The sequence below is a fragment of the Actinoplanes sp. ATCC 53533 genome, from assembly GCF_003947245.1.
Genome location: NZ_QHHV01000166.1, coordinates 22289 through 42264, shown reverse-complemented (window position 1 = coordinate 42264; position 19976 = coordinate 22289). Strand labels below are relative to the sequence as shown.

Below are 19976 nucleotides of genomic sequence, written 5' to 3'. Positions count from 1 at the left end.
GGACAGACAGCGACGAGGCTGGTACTAGTTAGTCGTGCTCCAAGCCATCGAATGGATCCATCTGGGAGCCGTCAGCGTCGCCGCCATCATCGTCGGAATATGTCGGCACAAGCCCGCCCGGATCGGACCCTGGCTCCTGCTCGCCGCCTCCGTCGCGGCATTGGCCGTCGGGGATGTCTTCTACGCGCTCGACAACATGTCGGCCGCGGACATCTGCTACGTCGCGATGTTCGCGCTCGTGGTGCTGGCGCTGATCCGGCTGACCCGCGGCGGCGCGCTGCTGATCGACCGGGCCCGGCTGATCGACCTGGTGGCGTGCGGCTGCGCGGCGCTGCTGGTGATCTGGGTCTTCGTCATCGGCGGGCACGGCCAGCTCGGCAAGATCTCGGCCGCGGACGTGATCGGCGACCTGCTGCTCGTGGGAGTGGCGGTCCGGCTGATCCTGGCCGCCTGGTTCAACTGGTCCGCGATGCTGCTGGGCGTCGGCGCGCTGGGCCTGCTGGCGAGCAGCATCGCCTACCCGCTGGCGCCGGGCGCCTGGGCCGAGTCCGGCTTCGTCGTTCTCTACCTGGCCTGGGGCGCGGCGGGCCTGCACCCGTCGATGGCCCGGCTGACCGCCCCGATGCCGACCCGCCCGATGCCGTGGCAGGGCCGCTGGGCGACGCTGCTCGGGCTCTCCGTGGCCACACCCCCGCTGGTGCTGCTCATCGAGGCGGCTCAGGGCCCCGTCCAGGACGGGGTGGTGATCGGGACCGCGGGCCTGCTGACGGTCGTACTGGCCTGCACCAGGCTCACCGACTCCGTCGCCCAGAACGGCCAGGCGCTCACCCGCGAGCGGGTGCTCCGCGAGGCCAGCGCGGCGCTGGTCGCGGCGGCCGACGAGGCGGCGGTGGACGAGGCTGTGCGGTCGGCGGTGACCCAACTGCTGCCACCGCACGACGTGCAGCGCATCGTCTTCGCCACCGACGACCGCCAGCTCACCCTGCAGGCCCTCCCGGCCGCGGCGACGAGCCCGCGCCCCCGCAGCTGGTGGCTGGACGACAAGGTGAAAAACGACAAGAAGAACGACGCGGGCACCGGCGACGGCACGCTGGTCTGCCCACTGTGGCTGGAACCGCTGGCGGTGGCCCGCCCGAACGGCGGCGCCCTGGTGCTGGCGGGCCGCAAGGACATGCTCACGGCGAGCCGCGACGCCCTGGAAGTGCTGGCCGGCCAGGCGGCGCTGGCCCTGGACCGGATCTCGCTGGTGGAGGCGGTCGGCCGCCGCGACAGCGACCTGTACCTGCGCGCGGTGATCCGCAACACCGCGGACATCATGCTGGTCATCGACGACGACCAGCAGATCCGGTACGCGAGTCCGGCCCTGCACGAACTGATCGGCGCGAAGGAGCTCCCGCCGTTCGCAACCCTGCACGACCTGGTCCACCCGGACGACCGCAGCCAGATCCGCCGCGCCCTGCGCGACGAGGGCGACGGGGTGGTCTATTGCTCGCTGCAGCGGGCTGACGAGAGCCAGGTGATGGTCGAGGCCACCTACCGCGACCTGCGCGAGGACAGACTGGTCCAGGGGTATGTGGTGACGATGCGCCACGTGCCACAGTCCCAGGATTCGGTGGAGCAGGTGCCACACCTGGAGCACGTGGACGAACTCCCGGCGTGGGTAAACCGCCGGAGCGCCCAGCACAAGTTCCGATACTGAGCCGCTCGGTCGGGCTGGTTTCACGGGAGCGCCCACCCACCTGGCCCCTTCCGCCACCGCCCGGCTGACAAGCCTCCCCGCCACCCGCCTGCGCCGACAAGCCCTCCGCCAACCGCCCGGCTGACAAGCCTCCCCGCCACCCGCCTGCGCCGGCAAACCCTCCGCCACCGCCCGGCTGACAAGCAGAAACGCCGGTCCCTGAGGACCGGCGTTTCGGTGGATCAGATCGGATCGGCCGTTAGCCGACCCCGGTTCAGCGGGTGACGCCTCGACGGCCGCCGATGCCGACGACCAGCGCCACGCCCACGGCGGCGAGCAGGACCTGGAACAGCAGCTCGATCCAGTCGATGCCGCCGGTCGAGGCCACGCCGAAGGCCTGGGCGATGACCGTGCCGAGCAGGGCGGCCACGACACCGATGACCATGGTCAGCCAGATCGGGATGTTCTGCTTGCCGGGTACGACCAGGCGGCCCAGGGCGCCGATGATCAGGCCGACGATGAGCGCGGTGATGATGCCGGTGACAGTCATGGGGAGTCTCCTCGGGGGTAGAACAATTGTTGCGTTCGTCTGGACCCCAGAGTTCCCGACTGATCCGAAAACCAAACCGCCCTATTTCTTGGAAGACTTGACGTCGACCGAGTCTGATGTCGACAGTGCGGCGATGAAGGCCTCCTGAGGCACCTCCACGCGGCCGACCATCTTCATCCGCTTCTTGCCTTCCTTCTGCTTCTCGAGCAGCTTGCGCTTGCGGCTGATGTCACCGCCGTAGCACTTGGCCAGCACGTCCTTGCGGATCGCGCGAATCGTCTCGCGGGCGATGATCCGGCTGCCGATGGCGGCCTGGATGGGCACCTCGAACTGCTGCCGCGGGATGAGTTTCTGCAGCTTGGCGGCGATGGTGACGCCGTAGTTGTAGGCCTTGTCCTTGTGCACGATCGCGCTGAACGCGTCCACCGGCTCGCCGTGCAGCAGGATGTCGACCTTGACCAACTCGGCCGCCTGCTCGCCCGAGGGCTCGTAGTCCAGCGACGCGTAGCCCTTGGTCTTCGACTTCAGCTGGTCGAAGAAATCGAAGATGATCTCGCCCAGCGGCAGGGTGTAGCGCAACTCCACCCGTTCGGTGGACAGGTATTCCATGCCCAGAAGCTGGCCGCGCCGGCTCTGGCAGAGCTCCATGACCGCGCCGACGTATTCGTTGGGAACCAGGACCGTCGCCTTGACCACGGGCTCGTGGATCTCGGCGATCTTGCCGTCCGGGAACTCGCTCGGGTTGGTGACGACGAACTCGGCCGCGTCCTCGGTGAAGACCCGGTAGACGACGTTCGGGGCGGTGGAGATCAGATCGAGGTTGAACTCGCGCTCGAGCCGCTCGCCGATGATCTCGAGGTGCAGCAGCCCGAGGAAGCCACACCGGAAGCCGAACCCGAGCGCGGTGCTCGTCTCCGGCTCGTAGGTGAGCGAGGCGTCGTTGAGCTGCAACTTGTCGAGGGCGTCGCGCAGCGCCGGGTAGTCCGAGCCGTCGATCGGATACAGGCCGGAGTAGACCATCGGCTTCGGGTCGGAGTAACCGCCGAGCGCCTTCGAGGCCGGCCGGTTGTTGTTGGTGACGGTGTCACCGACCCGGGACTGGCGGACGTCCTTCACGCCGGTGATCAGGTAGCCGACCTCGCCCACGCCGAGCGCGCCGGCCTTCTCCATCTCGGGCGAGACGACACCGATCTCCAGCAGCTCGTGCACGGTGCCGGTGGACATCATCTTGATCCGGTCACGAGCCTGGATCCGGCCGTCGATGACCCGGACGTACGTGACGACACCCCGGTAGGCGTCGTACACCGAGTCGAAGATCATCGCGCGGGCCGGGTCATCGGCCTGGCCGACCGGGGGCTGGAACTGGCGGACGACCTCGTCGAGCAGATGCGCGACGCCGACACCGGTCTTGCCGGAGACCCGCAGGACGTCCTCGGGCTCGCAGCCGATGAGCTTGGCCAGCTCCTCGGCGTACTTCTCCGGCTGCGCGGCCGGCAGGTCGATCTTGTTGAGCACCGGGATGATGTGCAGGTCGTTCTCCATCGCCAGGTACAGGTTGGCGAGGGTCTGCGCCTCGATGCCCTGCGCCGCGTCGACGAGAAGAACCGCGCCCTCACAGGCGGCGAGACTGCGGGAGACCTCATAGGTGAAGTCGACGTGACCCGGCGTGTCGATCATGTTGAGGACAGCGGTGTCGCCCACGCGGTCGCCCTCGCGGACGACCCAGGGCATGCGCACGGCCTGGCTCTTGATCGTGATGCCGCGCTCGCGCTCGATGTCCATCCGGTCGAGATACTGGGCGCGCATCTGCCGCGGGTCGACCACGCCGGTGATCTGCAGCATCCGGTCGGCCAGGGTCGACTTCCCGTGGTCGATGTGCGCGATGATGCAGAAGTTGCGGATACGACCAGGATCGGTCGCTCCGATGATGTTCACGCCGGGGTCGAGCGGTCCAGGCACGATCGTCCGTTCTCTACAAGCGGGCTGGCTGCCGATGGAAGCACCGGCAGCGTCTATCGTCCCACGCCGCACGGGGAGCCCGGATCACACCCGGTCCAGCGGCAGATGTGGCAGGCCCGGAAGCTCGACATGGATCTCGGTACCGGGCCGGATCGGACCACCCCGCAGGACCACCGCCATGACGCCCGCCCGGCGGCTGACCGAGCCGTCGTCTTCCCGGACCAGGACACGTTTGAGCAGGCCCGGACGGTAGCGGTTGATCTGCTGACAGGGATTGCGCAGCCCGGTGACGACAATCGCCGGACGAAAGTCGCGGGACTCCCCCGTCGGCGCGCCGGCGGACTGCTCGGACGCCAGGCGCGCGGCGAGCGCGGCGACGGCGGTGGCGGTGGAGTGGTCGAGGGTGGCATGCGCGGCGACGGCGACGACAGCGGCGGCGCCGTCAGCCGGACCTGCCGTCACGGACCCTGCCGTCACGGACCCTGCCGTCACGGATCCGGCCGGCGAGGGACCCGCGGCCCGCCCGGGCGCAGAACAGGCAGCACCTGCGGCCGCCGGAGCCGGACCGAAGCGCAGAACCGTGCCCACCGGCAGGGCGAGCAGGTCGATGCCGCTCGTCGTGACGTTCTCCCCCAGCCCGCCGGGCGGGACCTCGTAGCCGGCCTCGCTCAGCTCGTCGTGCAGCTCGCTGCGGATCAGGTGCACCTGGCGGAGGTTGGGCTGGTCCGGGTCCGCGGCCACCCGGCTGCGGTGCCTGACCGTGACCCCGGCGTGCACGTCTCCGGCCACGCCGAGCCCGGCGATCAGCACGATCTCGTCGCGGACCGGCTTGGTGAACGAGTACACATCGTTGCAGCTCACCGCAGCGACCGTGCCGCGCACCGATAGTCGCTGCCCCGGCTGGCCGACCGGAACCGTCTCCTGCTGATGAACGCTCATAGGCCCGAGTCTGCGCATGCCGAACCCACCCTTCTCCACCCGTTTCCCGTCCCCTGGGCAGCGCGCCCGCCGGCCGGAAACCGCAGCTCAGCCCGGCGGGAACCACGGCTCAGCCCGGCGGATACCGCAGCTCAGCCCGCCGGAAACCACGGCTCAGCACGGCGGAAACCGCAGCTCAGCACGGCGGAAACCGCAGCTCAGTCCGGCGGCTCGAGGAACAGGGCGGACAGCCGAGGCAGCCGCTTACGCATCTCGTCCTCGTCGTCGAAATCCCACAGCATCGCCGGGTCCGGGCGGGTCCTCGGTATTTCCCTCGGCGGCAGCTCATCGCCGGTGGCCTGCCGATGGGCCTCCTCCGCGATGGTCAGCACCTCCTCGGCCTCGAACACCGCGCCCGTCGACGCCGCGGCCCGCACCGACGGCAGATCGACCAGCGAATCCGGATCGCGGACCGCACGGGCCACGACGTCTCGGCCGTTGGCGATCAGCCAGCCGCGGAAGTTGTCGAAGCCGTCCTCGGCGCAGCCGCCGTTTATCAGATAGGCCGCGGCCCAGAGGTCTTCCTTACCGGAGGCGGCCAGCACCTTGTCGAGGTGGCGGCCCCACGCCACGATCTCGTCGGGGGCCTGCCCGACCAGCTCGGCGGTGGCCCGCCTCGCCACCTCGGCGGGCGAGCCCGGCCGGTCGGCGGTAGCCCGGTCGATGACCGCCCAGAAGTCGTCCGTTCTCATGGGCACAGCGTGCCAGCCGGGTACGACAAAAAACGGGAGGCAGGATGGGAGGCATGCGCGCCGTCACTTTGCCTGAGGTCGCCTACGGCGCTACGGCCGTACGCCCGGATTGGGGTGATCTGCCCGCCGCCTTGCGGGATGCGATCAGCTCGCGCCTCGGCGCGCCGGTGCTGGCCGCGGCCAGCGCGGGCGGCGGTTTCACCAGGGCTTTCGCGGCCGTGCTCACGACGGCGACCGGGGAGCGCGCCTTCGTCAAGGCCGCGGCGCTCACCGAACCGATCGCCGACTGGTACGCCCGTGAGGCGGCCATCACAGCGGCCCTGCCGGCGGCGGTTCCGGCCGCCCGGCCGCGGTGGACCCTCGTGGCGGAGGGGCACTTCGTGCTGTGCCTGGAGGCGATTCCGGGGCACGTGCCCGCGCTGCCATGGGCGCCCGGCCACCTGAGCGCGGCGCTGACGGCTTGGCGGACGTCGGCGGTGGCACTGAGCAGGCCGGGCGCCGAACTGCTCGCGCTGGGCCTGCCGCGGCTCGGCGACATCGTGCGTGACGAACTGTCGTGGTGGTCCGAGATCGCGGCGGGACGCGCGGCGCTGCCGCCGGCGCCGGCCTGGGTGCCGGGCCGGCTGGGCGAGCTGGCCGCGCTGGAGCGCGGGCTGCCGGAGCTGGTGACCGGGCCCGGCATGCTGCACGGCGATCTGCGGGTGGACAACGTTCTGCTGGACGGGTACGGCGGAGCGTGGCTCTGCGACTGGGCCTGGCCGTGCCTGGGCGAGCCGTGGTTCGACACGGTGACATTGCTGGTCACGGCGTATGCCAGCGGGCTGGACGCGGATGCCGCGCTGCAACCGTGGCAGGCGCCGGACGACGGGGTGGACGGGGCGCTGGCCGCAATCGGCGGATACTGGCTGGCCTCGGCGGCCCGGGGACCCAGCAGCGCCTCGCCGCACAGCCGGCAGCATCAGCGGTTCAGCGGCGAGCAGGCGCTCGCATGGCTGGCCGAGCGCCGCGGCTGGACGCCATCGGAGTGAGCCGCAGCCCGGGTTCCCGCAGGCCGATCGGTCGAGCGATTTGGGTGGCGCGAACCGGGCCTGATACATTAGTTCGTCGCGTGTGGTGACGTTGCTTCCTGCTGTGTCGCCACCGTCCGAGTACATCATCCGAACTAGTCAGGACAAGGCTGTCGCGTGGCGAACATCAAGTCCCAGATCAAGCGCAACCGGCAGAACGAGAAGGCCCGGCTGCGCAACAAGTCGGTCAAGTCGTCACTGAAGACGGTGATCCGCAAGCTGAACGAGGCGAGCGCCGCCGGCAACAGTGACACGGCGACCGCCCTGCTTCGTGACGCCTCGCGCCAGCTCGACAAGGCCGCGAGCAAGGGTGTCATCCACAAGAACCAGGCGGCGAACCGCAAGTCGGCCATCGCCAAGCGGATCGCCTCGCTGTCTGCCTGACCGCAGGCTGGTTCAGAACGCACCTCCAGGCACCGCCGAACCTCCGGGTTCTGCGGTGCCTGAGTTGTCTCCGGAACCGGGTCGCGGCGTTCTCGGAGGGCCGCGGCGTTCTCGGAGGGCCGCGGTGTTTCTCCGGATCCGGGGTGCGGCGTTCGTTCGGATCCGAGCCACGGCGTTCGTCCGGATCCAATGCGCAGCCCAGGCCTGCCCACAGTGACGGGCCCAGCGGCCCGCCGCCCCTGATCGACAGGGCTAGTCGTAGCGGCGGGCCGCCGACTGCCGCGCCCGCTGCTGGCTGTCGTCCAGATCCTCGGTCCACTGCCGGGTCACCGGCGGGCCGTTCAGCGCGCTCGCGTCCATCGCCGGCGGGTACCAGCGTTCCTCGTCGCGGGCGCCCGGAGCCGTGCCGGCCACGGCACGCCGAAGCGCCGCCGGACGCAGCGCCGGAGCCGCGCCCACCGGAGACGCCGGGGACGCCGGGGACGCCGGGGACGCCGCGCCCGCCGCGCCCGCCGCGCCCGCCGCGCCCGCCGCATTGACCTGCGCGATCGTCACGGCCGACAGGCGCACCGTCTCGGCCCCCGGCGACCCGGGCGGGGCCGCGCGAACCGTGACAGCCGACGGCGGCCGGGCGGCGGCCGCAGGACGGATCAGCGACCCGGCGACCACATCGTTGAGCTTGACCATGACCGCGACCATCGCCGGCAGCACCAGCACGCCCCACCAGCTGACCAGCTCGGCGAGCGCCAGCAAGATGCCCAGCGCGACCGCGCCCTCCAGGAACACGAAGCAGAGGAAGCCGCCCGGCGCGAGATATTGCAGGCCGAGCATGCGGGCGTACAGCGGCTGCTGGCGGGCCTCGTCGCGGGACAGACCGGCCCGGCGCGACCTGGTCACCGGGCGCCGCCCGAGTTGCGGGCGGCCGCGACGGCGAAGACGGCCCGCTCCAGGGCATACCCCCGGTCCTCCGCGCCGCCCTTGACCGCGGCATTGCAGTCGGCCGCCGCGCGCATCGCGTCGACCAGACCCTCCGGGGTCCAGCCCCGGCTGCGCTCCTGAGCCTTCTGGATCTTCCACGCCGGCATGCCGAGCGAGCTGGCCATCTGGTACGGATTGCCACGGCCGGCCGACGCGACCCGGGCGACCATGCGCACGCCGTCGGCGATCGCGTCCGCGATCGGCACCGGGTCGACGCCCACGTGCAGCGCCCAGCGCAGCGCCTCGAGCGCGGCCGGGACATCGCCGACCATGGCCGCGTCAGCGACCGCGAAGCCGCTGACCTCGGCCCGGCCCTTGTAATAGCGGGCCACGACAGCCGCGCTGATCTTGCCGTCGGTGTCGGCGAGCAGTTGCGAACAGGCCGCGGCGATCTCCCGCAGGTCGTTGCCCACGGCCGCGAGCAGCGCAGCCGCCGCCGCCTCGTCGCAGCGACCGCCGTTGCGCCGGAACTCGTCCCGCACGAACGCGGTCCGCTCACGGTCACCCTTGAGCTTGGCGACCGGCACGACGGTCGCGCCGGCGGCCCGCAGCCCGTCGGCGAACGCCTTGCCCTTGGCGCCACCCACGTGGGCGACGATCAGCGAGACGTCGGGATCGGGATTCTTCGCATAGGACAGCAACGCCGTGACCAGGTCTTTGCGCGCGTCCTGGCCGCTGCGGACCACCAGCACGCGGCGCCCGCCGAACAGCGACGGGCTGAGCATCTCGGCGACCTCGCCGGCACTGAGCGCACCGGCCTCGTATTCGCGCACGTCGGCGCCCGGCTCGTCGGCCCGCGCCGCGGCGACCGCTGCGCTGATCGCCCGGGCAGCGAGCAACTCCTCGTCGCCTTGGACGAGCAGCAACGGTGTGGGAGGCGCGATGGTCACGACCGAAATCTTCGCATGAAGGTCTGACGCATCCGCACCACTCACTCCTGCGCACAGGCCACTGACCACTGAACGCGAAAGCAGACATATCGGTGAACCGCCATGCCATCGCAGTCGTAAAGGTTCTCGATCAGGCTGAATGTCTGACTTGCCCGGTGAAGGTGATCCGACCCACATCCGAACCGATCGCCCAGGGTCGAACCACACAGTCGACCTAATCCGGGCGTGTCGCGGGTCTTGTCCGGCGCGGCGCCGAGGAGTGAACGCGGCGCGAACCATCATCGGCGCCGCCCTTGCAGCCACTGCTCGAAGGTCTGCGTGCCCCGCGGACCCGGTCCGGTGGGCAGCAGTCCGCCGTGCGCCATGGGTCCGGGCAGCCAGAGCGGCAGGACGGGACGCCTGCGGACCGTGCCGGTGCGGACGAGCCGGCGGGCCATGTCCGCCAGCGACTCGACCCGCGGCCCGGCGAGATCGGGCGCGGCCTTCAGCGGTTCACCGGCGGCGATCGCCACGAGCGTCTCGGCAACCTCCCGTACGGCGACAGGCTGTACCTTCAGGCGGGGCACCACCGCGACCGGCCCGGGCAGCCGCTCCAGGATCTGCTCGGCGAACTCGTGGAACTGGGTCGCCCGCAGCACCGTCCACGGCACAGCGCCGTCCCGGACAATCTCCTCCTGGCGCAGCTTGCCCTCGTAGTAGCCGGTGCTCACCCGATCGATGCCCACGATGGACAGCGCGACGTGATGGCGCACCCCGGCCCGGGCGGCGGCGCCGAGCAACTGTCGTCCGGCCCGTTCGAAGAAGCCGACCGCCGCTGCCCGCCTCACCGTCGTCACGTTGCTCACATCGATCGTGGCGTCAACCCCGGAGAGCGCCGCGTCGAGCCCGGCGCCGGTCACCAGGTCGACACCGGCGGACCGGGCCAGCACCACCGACTCGTGACCCGCCGCGGACAGCGCCTCGATGACGTGACGGCCGGTCAGACCCGTACCCCCGGCCACTGCGACCTTCATGCTCGTTCTCCTTGCCTTGTCGTCATGAGGACGAGCGCCCGTCGTCATCAGGACGAGCGCCTGTCGTCATCGTCAGGACGAGCCGGCGTCGCCGGACGTGACAGCCACGAACCAGCGCCGCCGGACGTGACAGCTCACGGCGGTGGGTCGCCGCGGGCCACGACCGCGAGGCCAGAGCCGGTGCTGACCGCCGCGAGATCCCCGCCCTGATCGGTACGCAGCACCCGCGACCCGCCCCGGCTCAGCCGCGCGAGCAGGGCGGCGTTCGGGTGCCCGTAGTCGTTGCCGGCCCCGACCGACACAAGCGCCACGGCGGGATCGACGGCATCGAGAAACTCCGGCAACTGGTACGCCGAACCGTGGTGCGCCACCTTGAGCACGTCCGCGCGCACCGCCGGAGGTCCGAGGTGGTTGAGCAGTTCCTGCTGTTCCTCGGTCTCGGCATCACCGGGCAGCAACAGGGTGCGGCCGTCCACCCGGGCGCGCAGGACGAGCGAGTTGTTGTTCGGATCGGAGTTGGTCCCGCGCATCGGCTCGTACGGCCCGAGCACGGTCAGCGCCAGCCCGCCGACCGCGTAGGACCACCCCGGCCCCACCGCGACCATCGGCACCCCGGCCCTGGCCGCCTGAGCGGCGACGGCGGCGCGCCCACCCGGCGGCTCGGGCCAGTTCGGCGTGATCACGCCCAGCACGGACCGGTCGCGGAAGACACCGGCGACCCCACCGATGTGATCGACGTGGAAGTGGCTGACGACGAAGAGCACAACCTGCCGAATCCCGAGCCGGCGCAGGCAGTGGTCGACCGAGGCCGGCTCCGGACCGGCGTCGACGACCACCGCACGCCCTGCCCCGGCCGGCAGCACCACCGCATCGCCCTGCCCGACGGCGCACGTGACGATCAGCCAGTGCGACGGCGGCCACCCGGAAGCGACCAGCCGTACAGGCAGAGTGCCCAGCATGGCGCCAAGCGAGACGACCGCCACGAGTCGCCGTACCAGCGGCCGTCGAACGGCGATGAGCAGCGCGACCGTGACGACGGCGAGCAACAACGCGCCCGACACCCCGCCCGGCCACGGCAGCGCGCCGGCGGGCACCCGGGCACCGTACGTCGCGACCAGCACCAGCCACCGGGCCGGCCACTGCCCCAGCCAGGCGGCGAACTCCGCCCCGACCGGCCAGACAGGCGACAGCACAGCGGCGGAGACACCGAACAGAGTGGCGGGCGCGATCGCGGGCACGACCAGCAAGTTCGCGGGCACGGCGACCAGGCTGACCGAGCCCGAGATCCCGGCGACGACGGGACCACACGCGACCTGAGCGGCGGCGGGCACTGCCAGCGCCTCGGCGGCTACGACGGGCCACCCCTTGCGCCGCAAAGCGTCACGCCACTTCGGCGCGAGCAGCAACAGTCCCCCGGTGGCCAGCACAGACAGCGCGAAGCCGAGGTCACCGGCGAGTTCCGGATCGACGACGATCAGCACCGCGACCCCTGCGGCCAGGGCTGGCAGCGCGGCACGGTGCCGCCCCGCAGCGAGCCCGATCAGCCCGATCGCCCCCATCGCGGCAGCCCGCACGACGCTCGGCGACGGCCGTGCGAGGATGACGAAACCGGCCAGGGCGACCGTGCAGACAGCGGCGGTGAGCAGCGGCCCGGCCCGGGTCCACCGCACCGCGAACAGCACAACGCCCAGGATGATCGCCACGTTGGCCCCGCTGACGGCGTTCAAGTGCGTCATGCCGGTGGTCCGGAAGTCCTCCTCGACCGCCTCGTCAAGCCGGCTGGTGTCACCGACGACCAGCCCGGGCAGCAACCCACCGACATCGTCGGGCAGCGGCGCGCAGGCGCGTTGCAGGCCGGCACGCAGCGCACCGGCGGCACGCTGAGCCCACGAGGACCGCCCGTGCAACCGGGGTGGGTCCCGCACCGAGACGACGGCGGCCCGCAGGTCTCCACCGCGCGGGGCGAGCAGGCGGCCGGTCGCCGAGGCGCGCTGACCGGGCAGCAGCGAACGCCAGGCCGGATCCGAGCCGAGGACGAGCGCCCGCGCGGAGAGCCGCAACCGAGGCTCGCCCTCGGCATAGACAGCGGTCAGATCGACAGCGACGAGGTAGGTGGGCGGCAAGCCCGGCGACCCCCGCAGGGCTCGCGGATCATCCCGAACCACAAGATCGACTCGTACAGTGGCGCCGGCGCCGACAAGGGCGACAAGCGGCCCGGCATCCCGAACGCTGACCCGTGCCGCCGTGGCCGTCGCGCCGCAGCCGGCGCCGAGCAAAGCCGCGGCCACCAGCCATCGCACGGCCCCAGCGGCAGCTCCGGCGTCCCCGGCAGCCCCAACGGCAGCACCGCCAGCGGCACCCCCGCCAGCGGCCCTGGCAGCCCCGGCAGCCCCGGCAGCCCCGGCGACCCCGGCGACCCCGGCGGGGCCGGCGGGGCCGGCAGCTCCGGCAGCTCCGGCAGCGGAGGAACCCAAGCGTCCGCGTCGCGGGTGTGGCTGCGTCGCGGCACGCGGTGCGCGGCGGATCAGAGCTGCACCTGCCGCTGCGACCAGCGCCGTGCCACCGAGGATCAGGCCGGAGCCCACGGACAGATAGAGCGATGCGAGCGCCGCGAGCCACAGGGCGACCGCGAAGCCGGCCAGCCGGAGGTCGGGCGCCCGCTCCTCCACAGTCCTCGGGCGGACCGGGTCTCGGTGCGCGTGACCGAAGTCCACAGCGTCGGAGGCGGCCGCACGGGATCTCCCAGGGCGGGAGACCGCAGGTCCTGGAGCCGCGGGGCACGGCTCGGGAGGGCCTGAGGCCGATGCGGGTGGGCCGGCGGGCCGGGGTCTGGTTGGGCCGTCTTTCCGATGAGGATTCACACGGTCACCAGGTCTTTGAGTTGTTCGTAGCGGGAGGTGCCGATGCCTTCCACGTTGCGGAGGTCGCTGACTGCCTTGAAGCCGCCCTGGGCCTCTCGGGCCTCCAGGATTCGCTGGGCCAGGACCGGGCCCACGCCGGGAAGGGTGTCCAGGTCAGCGAGGGTTGCCGTGTTGAGGTTCATCGGGCCGGCGCCCGGCTGGCCGGGTGCCGCGGTGCCGGCGGGAGCTGTCGGCGCGGCGCCGGGCGGGAGCGTGACGCCGACCATGATGAGCTCGCCGTCGGTGACCTTGCGGGCCAGGTTGAGTGGGGCAACGTCCACTCCCGGGTTGGCTCCCCCAGCCGCCTGCAGGGCGTCGGCGACCCTGGCACCGGGCGGTAGCTCGACCAGGCCGGGCTTGCGGACCTTGCCGCCGACCGCGACGACGACTGCGGCCGGCGCGGACGGCTTGGCTCCGGGCAGAGCCGGGGTGCCGGTCGCCGCGTCGTCGGTGAGGGACGCCTCCGCGGCGGCGGGATCGATGCCCGGCGGGGCGACCGGGTCCACGCGCGGGCGCGCCCGCCAGGCCAGCACGGCCGCGATCACCACCACGATGATCGCCACCACGGCCAGCGCCCGCACGCCCCGGCGACCGGGATCGAAGGCGCCGAAACGGGAGCGTGGAGCGCTGTCGAACGCACCGGCACCGCTGAGCCGCTGGTCGTCGTATTCCGTGGGGTCCTCCTCGTCGTCTTCGGGTGATGCGGGCGCGAACAGGGCCGGCGGGCGTAGGGGGCGTTGTGCGGCAGTCGCGGGCGCCCAGGGCGGCCGCGTGGCCAGGTCCTCAGGAGCCGGGGCAGGCGGCGGAGACGGCGCGGCCGTGACGGCATCGCGAAACTCGTCGGGCTCCAGCGTCACGTCGTCCGGCCAGCCGGGCAGCAGGTCATCCCAGGTGAGCGGCGGCCCACCCGACGCCAGCCAGCCAGCACCAGCACCAGCACCAGCGGCACCAGCACCAGCGGCACCGGCAGCAGCCGCACCAGCCGCACCAGCCGCACCAGCCGCACCAGCCGCACCAGCCGCACCAGCCGCACCAGCCGCACCAGCCGCACCAGCCGCACCAGCATGATCGATGCCATCGGTGCCGCCGGGCAATGCGGCGGCCCAGGGCACCGGCGGCGGGACAGCGTGGGGTGACGAAGCCCTGGAACTCGGAGCCGAAGATGTTGAGGCGGCGCGGGTAGCGATCGGACGCTGACCAGACGTCTCGGTGAACGGATCCGGAATGGCCGCCAGGGCGCCGGTCGGCTGAGTGAAAGCAGCGGGCGAAGCGGAAGCAGAAGCAGGCGTGGCCGACACGGCAAGAGATGCCGCAAGAGATGCCGCCGAGCCCACAAAACCAGCCGAAGCAGCCGGACCGGAGGTAAAAGCCGGCTCGGCTGGCGGAGCAGGCACGGCAGGAGGCAGCGAAGAGAGCCGGCCCGGCGGCGTGGCCCAAGGCGACCCAGCAGGACGCGCGGGAGCCGAACAGGCCGCTCCGACCGACGTGGACGCCGGCTCAGCGCGTACCGGAACGGGTTTGGCTGCCAGGACCATCCGCAGCCTGGCGCTCACGTCGTCGGGGTTCCTCGCCTCACGCACCGGCCGAAAGTAGGCCCCGGAGCTCTCCCGCCGCCCCACCCCCTGTGGACAAAAACAGACTGTGGATAACCCGTCGCCCGCCTCCCCGGCTGTGCTAAAACATGGCGTCGTGACAGCTACCGATCTGGCCGGGGCGATCGTGCGACTGCGCGCCGCCGGTTGTGTCTTCGCCGAGGATGAGGCCGCGGTGCTCGGCGGGGTCGCCACCGATGCCGCGCATCTCAGCGGGCTCGTCGACCGCCGGGCGCGCGGCGAGCCGTTGGAGCAGGTCGTTGGATTCGCCGACTTCTGTGGCGTCCGGGTCCGCCTGCGCCCCGGCGTCTTCGTGCCCCGGATCCGAAGCGAGCTGTTGGTACATACGGCATCCACCGAACTGCGCACGGCGCCCACCGACCCGCTGCGGGAGAAAGCGGCCGGAGAAAGGGCCGCCGACCCGCTGACGGGTGGCAAGACCGTTGTCGACCTCTGCTGCGGCTCCGGAGCGCTCGGCCTCGCCGTCCGCCACGAGGTCCCGGCCATCCGCCTGTTCGCCGCCGACAGCGACCCCGTGGCCGTCGCCTGCGCTCTCGACAACCTGGGCCGTGACGTCTTCCAGGGCGACCTCTTCGCCGCCCTGCCCGAGGCCCTCCGCGGCCACATCGACGTCCTGCTCGCCAACGTTCCCTACGTCGCCACCGACCACATCGCCCTGCTGCCCGCCGAGGCCCGCCTGCACGAGCCTCGCACCGCCCTGGACGGCGGCGCCGACGGCCTCGACGTCTTCCGTGCGGTTGTCGCCGGTGCCGCCGACTGGCTCGCCCCCGGTGGGCTGCTGCTCTCCGAGATCACCGCAGCACAGGCCGAGGCAGCCGTCGCGGCCGTCCGCGACGCGGGGCTGCGGGCGGGCATCGTCGAGGACGAGGATCTGGATGCGAGAGCGGTTACCGCCCGCCGTCCGGAACATCCGAAGCGATAAGGTCGGCGGCCGGTAGAACGAGGAGGAGCTGCGCGTGGGCTTGTTCCGCAGGGTCGCCCGGGCGCGGCTGGCCAGTCTGGTCATCAGACGGCTGCGCCGGGCCGGGTTCGCCGACGCGCGATATCACTCGGCTACTTTCTCCGTAAGTTTCACTCTTGCCGGTGACGACGTTCCGAGCGTGCTTCAGCTCGACGCTCTGTTCGCGCAACGGCCTCGCGGGCGCCGGCGGCGGGTCGACCGGTTCATCGCCGGCTTCCTGCGCGATCCGGGTCTGCCGGTCGACTGGCATGCGGCCCGTCCGCTGCTGCGGCCCGTGTTGCGGGGGGTCACCACGCCCGCCGACGTCACCGCGCCGCTGAGCCGGCCCGCCCTTCCCTTCCTGGCCGAGTTCGTCGTGGTCGACCATCCCGAGACGATGACCTACGTGTCCGTCGACAACGGGTGGGGGGTCGACGCCGAGGAGGTGTTCGCCGCCGCGCGGGCCAATCTGACCGGGGCGACCCTGCTCGGCGAGGCCACCGAGCCGGTCGTGGTGCAGTTCGTCGACGACGGGGACGCCTACTGGGCCTCGCATCTGCTGCTCGACGGGTGGCTGGCCGGGCTGGCCGGGCAGGTCGGCGGCGTGCCGGTCGCCTTCGCGCCCGATCGGGGCACGTTGCTGGTCACCGCCGATCACAGCGATCATCTGCCGGTGCTGTTCGCGCAGGCCGAGGCCGTCTATCTGGCGTCGCCGCGGGCGATCACCCCGATGGCGTACGTGAGTGACGCCGACGGCCGCACGGTGCCGTATGAGGCGACGCCGGGCTCGCCATACGAGCTCTGCGTGCGGCGGGCGCAGGCTCTGCTCGCCGCACGGGAGTACGCCCGCCAGGCCGAGCAGTTGCCGCTCGCCGCCGAGTTGCTGATCGCGGAGAACGGCCGCACCCGGGCGCTGTGGCCGCAAGACGGGCCGGCGCTACTGCCGGTGGCCGATGAGGTGCAGATCGGCGAGACGATCCGGCCATGGTGTGAGGTCGTGCCGCTGCTGACCGAGCAGACCCTGACGCCCCCACGCTGGCGCGGCGAATCCTGGCCCAAGGCCGGCAGCAGCGGCGGCTGACCCGACCAGGACGCGGCCAAAGAACGCGGGCCCGAACAGAACACGGCTATGCAGAACAACGACCGGACAGCAATCACGGCCGGACAGCAATCACGGCCGAGCAAGGAAACACGACCGAGCAAGGCAACACGACCGGACCAAGAGACGCGGCCCGGATAGGACGGACGCAGGACGCTCAGCCGCGCCGGTGGATGACGACGCCGGCCACGCCAGGGCCCACGTGTGCCGCGACGACAGCGCCGATCTCGGTGATGTAGCAGTCACGCAGCCGGTCGCCGAGGCGGATCGTCACCGCGTCCGCCAGGGCCGCCGCCCGGTCCGCCGCGCCGAGGTGGTGCACCGCGATGTCCACCGCGCCGTCTCCGGAGGCTTCCACCGTCAGGTCCACCAGCCGGGCGAGGGCGCGCCCCGCGGTGCGGACCTTGTCGCGGACCACGATCGACCCGTCGACGACGTGCAGGATCGGTTTGACCGACAGTGCCGTGCCCAGCAGCGCCGACGCCGCGCCGATCCGGCCGCCGCGGCGCAGGAATTCCAGGGTGTCCACGTAGAACAGGGTGCTTACCTGGGCGGAGTGGTCGACCGCCGCCTGCCGTACCGATTCGAGGGTGCCGCCCATCCGGGCCTGGGTGCTGGCTGCCAGGGCCACGAAGCCCAGACCCATCGCGGTGGTGCCGGTGTCCACGACCTGGACCTGCGGTCCGATCTCGCCCGCGGCCAGGACGGCCGCGTCGTAGGTGCCGGAGAGTTGCGAGGACAGGTGCACGGACACGATGCCCTCCGCGCCGGCGTCGAGCAGCTTGCGGTAGGCGGCGACGAACTGCTCCGGCGCCGGCCGGGAGGTGCTGACGGTGACCCGCCGCTGGCTCAGCGCATGGGCCACGTCCGCCGGGGATATCTCCGAGCCCTCCAGGCCTTCGTCGCCGTTGATGACGACGGTGAGCGGGACGACGGTGAGGTCGTACGTCCCGCTCAGCTCGGACGGCAGATACGCGGTGGAGTCGGTGACGACCGCGACGGGCATGCGGGCACCGTAGCTGATGGTTGGCTAGTTTGCGCGCAACGTGGCGACGAGGAACGGCGTGCCTTGCTGGCAGGTGGTCATCATGCCCTGCGCGGCCTGGCCGGTGACGGTGACGGTGGCGCCCGCCTTGGCCGTCGACTGCAGCTTGGCATCGCTGATGATCAGCAGGTGGTCCTCGAGGAGCAGACAGTTGGGCTCGACCCCGGCGGTGATCGTGCCGGTGAGGGTCTGGACGCCGCCGGCCGGGGGCTTGGTGGCGCCGGATTCCTCTGTCGGCGCCGCGGAGGGCGGCACCGCGGGGGTGGCGGCGGGCGCCGACGAGGGCAGCTCCGCGGGCGCACCGGCGGAATCGCCGGTGCCGCCGTTGGCGCAGCCCGCGAGGGCCAGGGCGACGAGCAGAGGCAGGCAGATGCGTCGGATAGTCATGGTGGGTTGGACGCTACCCGCTAGCCCTCGCGTTCCCGCAACACGGGATCAAACTGGCGGCGGGACGGGGCGGTCGGTGAAGGAGCCCACGTTGTAGGCGCCCAGCTGCCAGCCGCGGTCTTCGTCGTGGGTGAGCTCGGCCCAGTGGCAGTTTTGCAGGGCACGCAGGGTGCGTAGCTGCTCACGGGGCCAGCCGAGCAGCTGCGCGATGCCCGAGCGCGCCGCCGCGCCGTGCGTCGCGACCACGACCGTGCTGCCGGGCGTGACCTGCTCGGCCGCGGCCTGGAACGCGTCGGCGACGCGTTTGCCCAGGTCGTCGAGGGTCTCCACGTCGCCGCCGATGACGTCGGCGCCGGCCACCCAGCGGGCGTATTCCACCGGCCGGGTCAGGGCGATCTTCTTCATGGCGTGGCCTTCCCACTGACCGAACGAGCGCTCGCGGAGCCGCTCGTCGTAGGTCACCGAGAGGCCGGTCAGCGCGGCCAGCGCCGCGGCGGTGTCGGCGGCGCGGCACAGGTCGCTGGAGACCAGCGCCGCGGGCCGCAGCCGGACCAGCAGGTCGGCGGCGTCGACGGCCTGCTGGCGGCCGAGCTCGTTGAGCGGCACGTCGGTCTGGCCCTGGACGCGGCCGCCCGCGTTCCAGTCCGTGTTGCCGTGCCGCCAGACGATGAGCCGAGTGGTCATGCCGCGCCGGAGGAGGCGTCCGCCTCGGCCAGGTCGCGGTCGACGAACTCGATGGTCGGGCAGTCCTTCCAGAGCTTGTCGAGGGCGTAGAACTCGCGCTCCTCGGCGTGCTGGATGTGGATCACGATGTCGATGTAGTCGAGCAGGACCCAGCGACCCTGCCGCTCGCCCTCGCGGCGGATCGGCTTGGCCTTCTCGGGCATGTTGAGCAGGGCTTCCTCGATGGCGTCGACGATCGAGCCGACCTGGCGCTCGTTGGCAGCCGAGGCGATGACGAACGCGTCGGTGATGTAGAGCTGGTCGGCGACGTCGATCAGGACGATGTCCTGGGCCTTCTTGTCGGCCGCGGCCTGCGCGGCGGTCAGCGCGAGCTCGCGGGCGCGTTCGGTGACGGGCACCGGTCTCCCCTCGTTCGGTTACAGAGTTACTAGCCTCTCATACGGGTATGACATCTCTACCCGGATGAATGGCACTAAACGGGACCTTCGGCCCGATAAAGCCCCCGCTTTGCGATGTACTGCACCACACCATCGGGTACGAGATACCAGACCGGCTCGCCCCCGGCCACCCGGGCGCGGCAGGCGCTGGACGAGATGGCCATCGCCGGCACCTCGACGAGCGTCACCGTGTCGGCCGGCAGGTGCGCGTCGGAGAGCTCGAAGCCCGGCCGGGTGACCCCGATGAAGTGCGCCAGCGAGAGCATCTCGATCGCGTCCTTCCACGAAAGGATCTTGGCGAGCGCGTCCGCGCCGGTGATGAAGAACAGGTCGGCCGTGGCACCGAAGATCGCGTTCAGGTCGCGCAGGGTGTCGACGGTGTACGTCGGACCGTCGCGGTCCACGTCGGCCCGGCTGACCTGGAAGTGCGGGTTGGAGGCGGTCGCGATCACCGTCATCAGGTAGCGGTCCTCGGCCGGGCTGACCGCGCCCTTCTGCCAGGGCTGCCCGGTCGGCACGAAGACCACCTCGTCGAGTTCGAAGCGGCTCTGCACCTCGCTCGCCGCCACCAGGTGACCATGGTGGATCGGGTCGAACGTGCCGCCCATGATCCCGATCCGCCGCCGCTTCTGCACCGGCGCATCCTAGATCATATGACGAACTTGCATGGGTTTTCCGCCGC

General features: G+C 71.7%; 20 protein-coding genes. 5 read left to right on the top strand and 15 right to left on the bottom strand.

Annotated features, from left to right (window positions below):
* Positions 1 to 34: 34 nt before the first annotated feature.
* Positions 35 to 1699 (top strand): PAS domain-containing protein, encoded by a 1665-nt coding sequence (locus tag DMB66_RS42705; protein WP_125809824.1) that lies wholly within the window; start codon positions 35 to 37, stop codon positions 1697 to 1699.
* A gap of 253 nt (positions 1700 to 1952) precedes the next feature.
* Here DMB66_RS42705 and DMB66_RS42700 read toward each other — a convergent pair whose 3' ends face one another.
* The 4 genes from DMB66_RS42700 to DMB66_RS42685 all read right to left on the bottom strand — a co-directional run bounded on the left by DMB66_RS42700 (position 1953) and on the right by DMB66_RS42685 (position 5857).
* Entirely contained in the window at positions 1953 to 2228 is a 276-nt protein-coding gene (locus DMB66_RS42700; RefSeq protein ID WP_125809823.1) for a GlsB/YeaQ/YmgE family stress response membrane protein, read from the bottom strand.
* Positions 2229 to 2309: 81 nt separating this feature from the next.
* Entirely contained in the window at positions 2310 to 4187 is a 1878-nt protein-coding gene (lepA, locus tag DMB66_RS42695) for a translation elongation factor 4 (RefSeq protein ID WP_125809822.1), read from the bottom strand.
* Positions 4188 to 4271: 84 nt separating this feature from the next.
* Positions 4272 to 5126, bottom strand: coding sequence for an MOSC domain-containing protein (locus tag DMB66_RS42690; protein WP_199752947.1), 855 nt, complete (start codon positions 5124 to 5126; stop codon positions 4272 to 4274).
* 197 nt (positions 5127 to 5323) lie between these two features.
* The gene (locus DMB66_RS42685) at positions 5324 to 5857 is read right to left on the bottom strand and encodes a DUF4240 domain-containing protein (RefSeq protein WP_125809821.1); all 534 of its coding nucleotides are present in this window, start codon (positions 5855 to 5857) and stop codon (positions 5324 to 5326) included.
* 53 nt (positions 5858 to 5910) lie between these two features.
* Here DMB66_RS42685 and DMB66_RS42680 point away from each other — a divergent pair, with 53 nt between their 5' ends.
* Positions 5911 to 6885, top strand: coding sequence for a phosphotransferase (locus DMB66_RS42680; RefSeq protein WP_125809820.1), 975 nt, complete (start codon positions 5911 to 5913; stop codon positions 6883 to 6885).
* Between the two features lie 156 nt (positions 6886 to 7041).
* Positions 7042 to 7308, top strand: a complete 267-nt coding sequence (gene rpsT / locus DMB66_RS42675; RefSeq protein ID WP_125809819.1) for a 30S ribosomal protein S20 — start codon at positions 7042 to 7044, stop codon at positions 7306 to 7308.
* A gap of 252 nt (positions 7309 to 7560) precedes the next feature.
* Here the strand turns inward: rpsT and DMB66_RS66205 are convergent, their stop codons facing one another.
* The 6 genes from DMB66_RS66205 to DMB66_RS64540 form a co-directional block, all read right to left on the bottom strand.
* Positions 7561 to 8205, bottom strand: a complete 645-nt coding sequence (locus DMB66_RS66205; protein WP_370320317.1) for a hypothetical protein — start codon at positions 8203 to 8205, stop codon at positions 7561 to 7563.
* Positions 8202 to 9185 (bottom strand): DNA polymerase III subunit delta, encoded by a 984-nt coding sequence (holA, locus tag DMB66_RS42660; RefSeq protein WP_370320327.1) that lies wholly within the window; start codon positions 9183 to 9185, stop codon positions 8202 to 8204. Before holA ends, DMB66_RS66205 begins: the two co-directional genes overlap by 4 nt.
* Before the next feature lie 269 nt (positions 9186 to 9454).
* Positions 9455 to 10189, bottom strand: coding sequence for an SDR family oxidoreductase (locus DMB66_RS42655; RefSeq protein ID WP_125809817.1), 735 nt, complete (start codon positions 10187 to 10189; stop codon positions 9455 to 9457).
* 134 nt (positions 10190 to 10323) lie between these two features.
* Positions 10324 to 12663, bottom strand: coding sequence for a ComEC/Rec2 family competence protein (locus DMB66_RS42650; protein WP_233625240.1), 2340 nt, complete (start codon positions 12661 to 12663; stop codon positions 10324 to 10326).
* Positions 12664 to 13046: 383 nt separating this feature from the next.
* On the bottom strand, positions 13047 to 13940 hold the full coding sequence (locus DMB66_RS64545) for a helix-hairpin-helix domain-containing protein (protein ID WP_125809842.1): 894 nt from the start codon (positions 13938 to 13940) through the stop codon (positions 13047 to 13049).
* A 2-nt stretch (positions 13941 to 13942) separates the two neighbouring features.
* On the bottom strand, positions 13943 to 14167 hold the full coding sequence (locus DMB66_RS64540) for a hypothetical protein (RefSeq protein WP_158647550.1): 225 nt from the start codon (positions 14165 to 14167) through the stop codon (positions 13943 to 13945).
* A gap of 611 nt (positions 14168 to 14778) precedes the next feature.
* Between DMB66_RS64540 and DMB66_RS42640 the strand changes: the two genes are divergently transcribed.
* Positions 14779 to 15624 (top strand): putative protein N(5)-glutamine methyltransferase, encoded by an 846-nt coding sequence (locus DMB66_RS42640; RefSeq protein WP_125809816.1) that lies wholly within the window; start codon positions 14779 to 14781, stop codon positions 15622 to 15624.
* Positions 15625 to 15658: 34 nt separating this feature from the next.
* Positions 15659 to 16723: a hypothetical protein gene (locus DMB66_RS42635; RefSeq protein WP_125809815.1), complete on the top strand. Its 1065-nt coding sequence runs from the start codon at positions 15659 to 15661 to the stop codon at positions 16721 to 16723.
* Between the two features lie 175 nt (positions 16724 to 16898).
* Here the strand turns inward: DMB66_RS42635 and DMB66_RS42630 are convergent, their stop codons facing one another.
* The 5 genes from DMB66_RS42630 to nadD all read right to left on the bottom strand — a co-directional run bounded on the left by DMB66_RS42630 (position 16899) and on the right by nadD (position 19929).
* Entirely contained in the window at positions 16899 to 17747 is an 849-nt protein-coding gene (locus tag DMB66_RS42630; RefSeq protein ID WP_125809814.1) for a DegV family protein, read from the bottom strand.
* 24 nt (positions 17748 to 17771) lie between these two features.
* Positions 17772 to 18173 (bottom strand): hypothetical protein, encoded by a 402-nt coding sequence (locus DMB66_RS42625; protein ID WP_125809813.1) that lies wholly within the window; start codon positions 18171 to 18173, stop codon positions 17772 to 17774.
* Positions 18174 to 18221: 48 nt separating this feature from the next.
* A complete protein-coding gene (locus DMB66_RS42620) occupies positions 18222 to 18857 on the bottom strand; it encodes a histidine phosphatase family protein (RefSeq protein ID WP_125809812.1) in 636 nt (211 codons plus the stop codon).
* Complete coding sequence (rsfS, locus tag DMB66_RS42615) at positions 18854 to 19255, bottom strand: ribosome silencing factor (RefSeq protein ID WP_125809811.1); 402 nt, start codon at positions 19253 to 19255, stop codon at positions 18854 to 18856. Before rsfS ends, DMB66_RS42620 begins: the two co-directional genes overlap by 4 nt.
* A 74-nt stretch (positions 19256 to 19329) precedes the next feature.
* Positions 19330 to 19929 (bottom strand): nicotinate-nucleotide adenylyltransferase, encoded by a 600-nt coding sequence (gene nadD, locus DMB66_RS42610; protein ID WP_305026787.1) that lies wholly within the window; start codon positions 19927 to 19929, stop codon positions 19330 to 19332.
* Between the last annotated feature and the right edge of the window lie 47 nt (positions 19930 to 19976).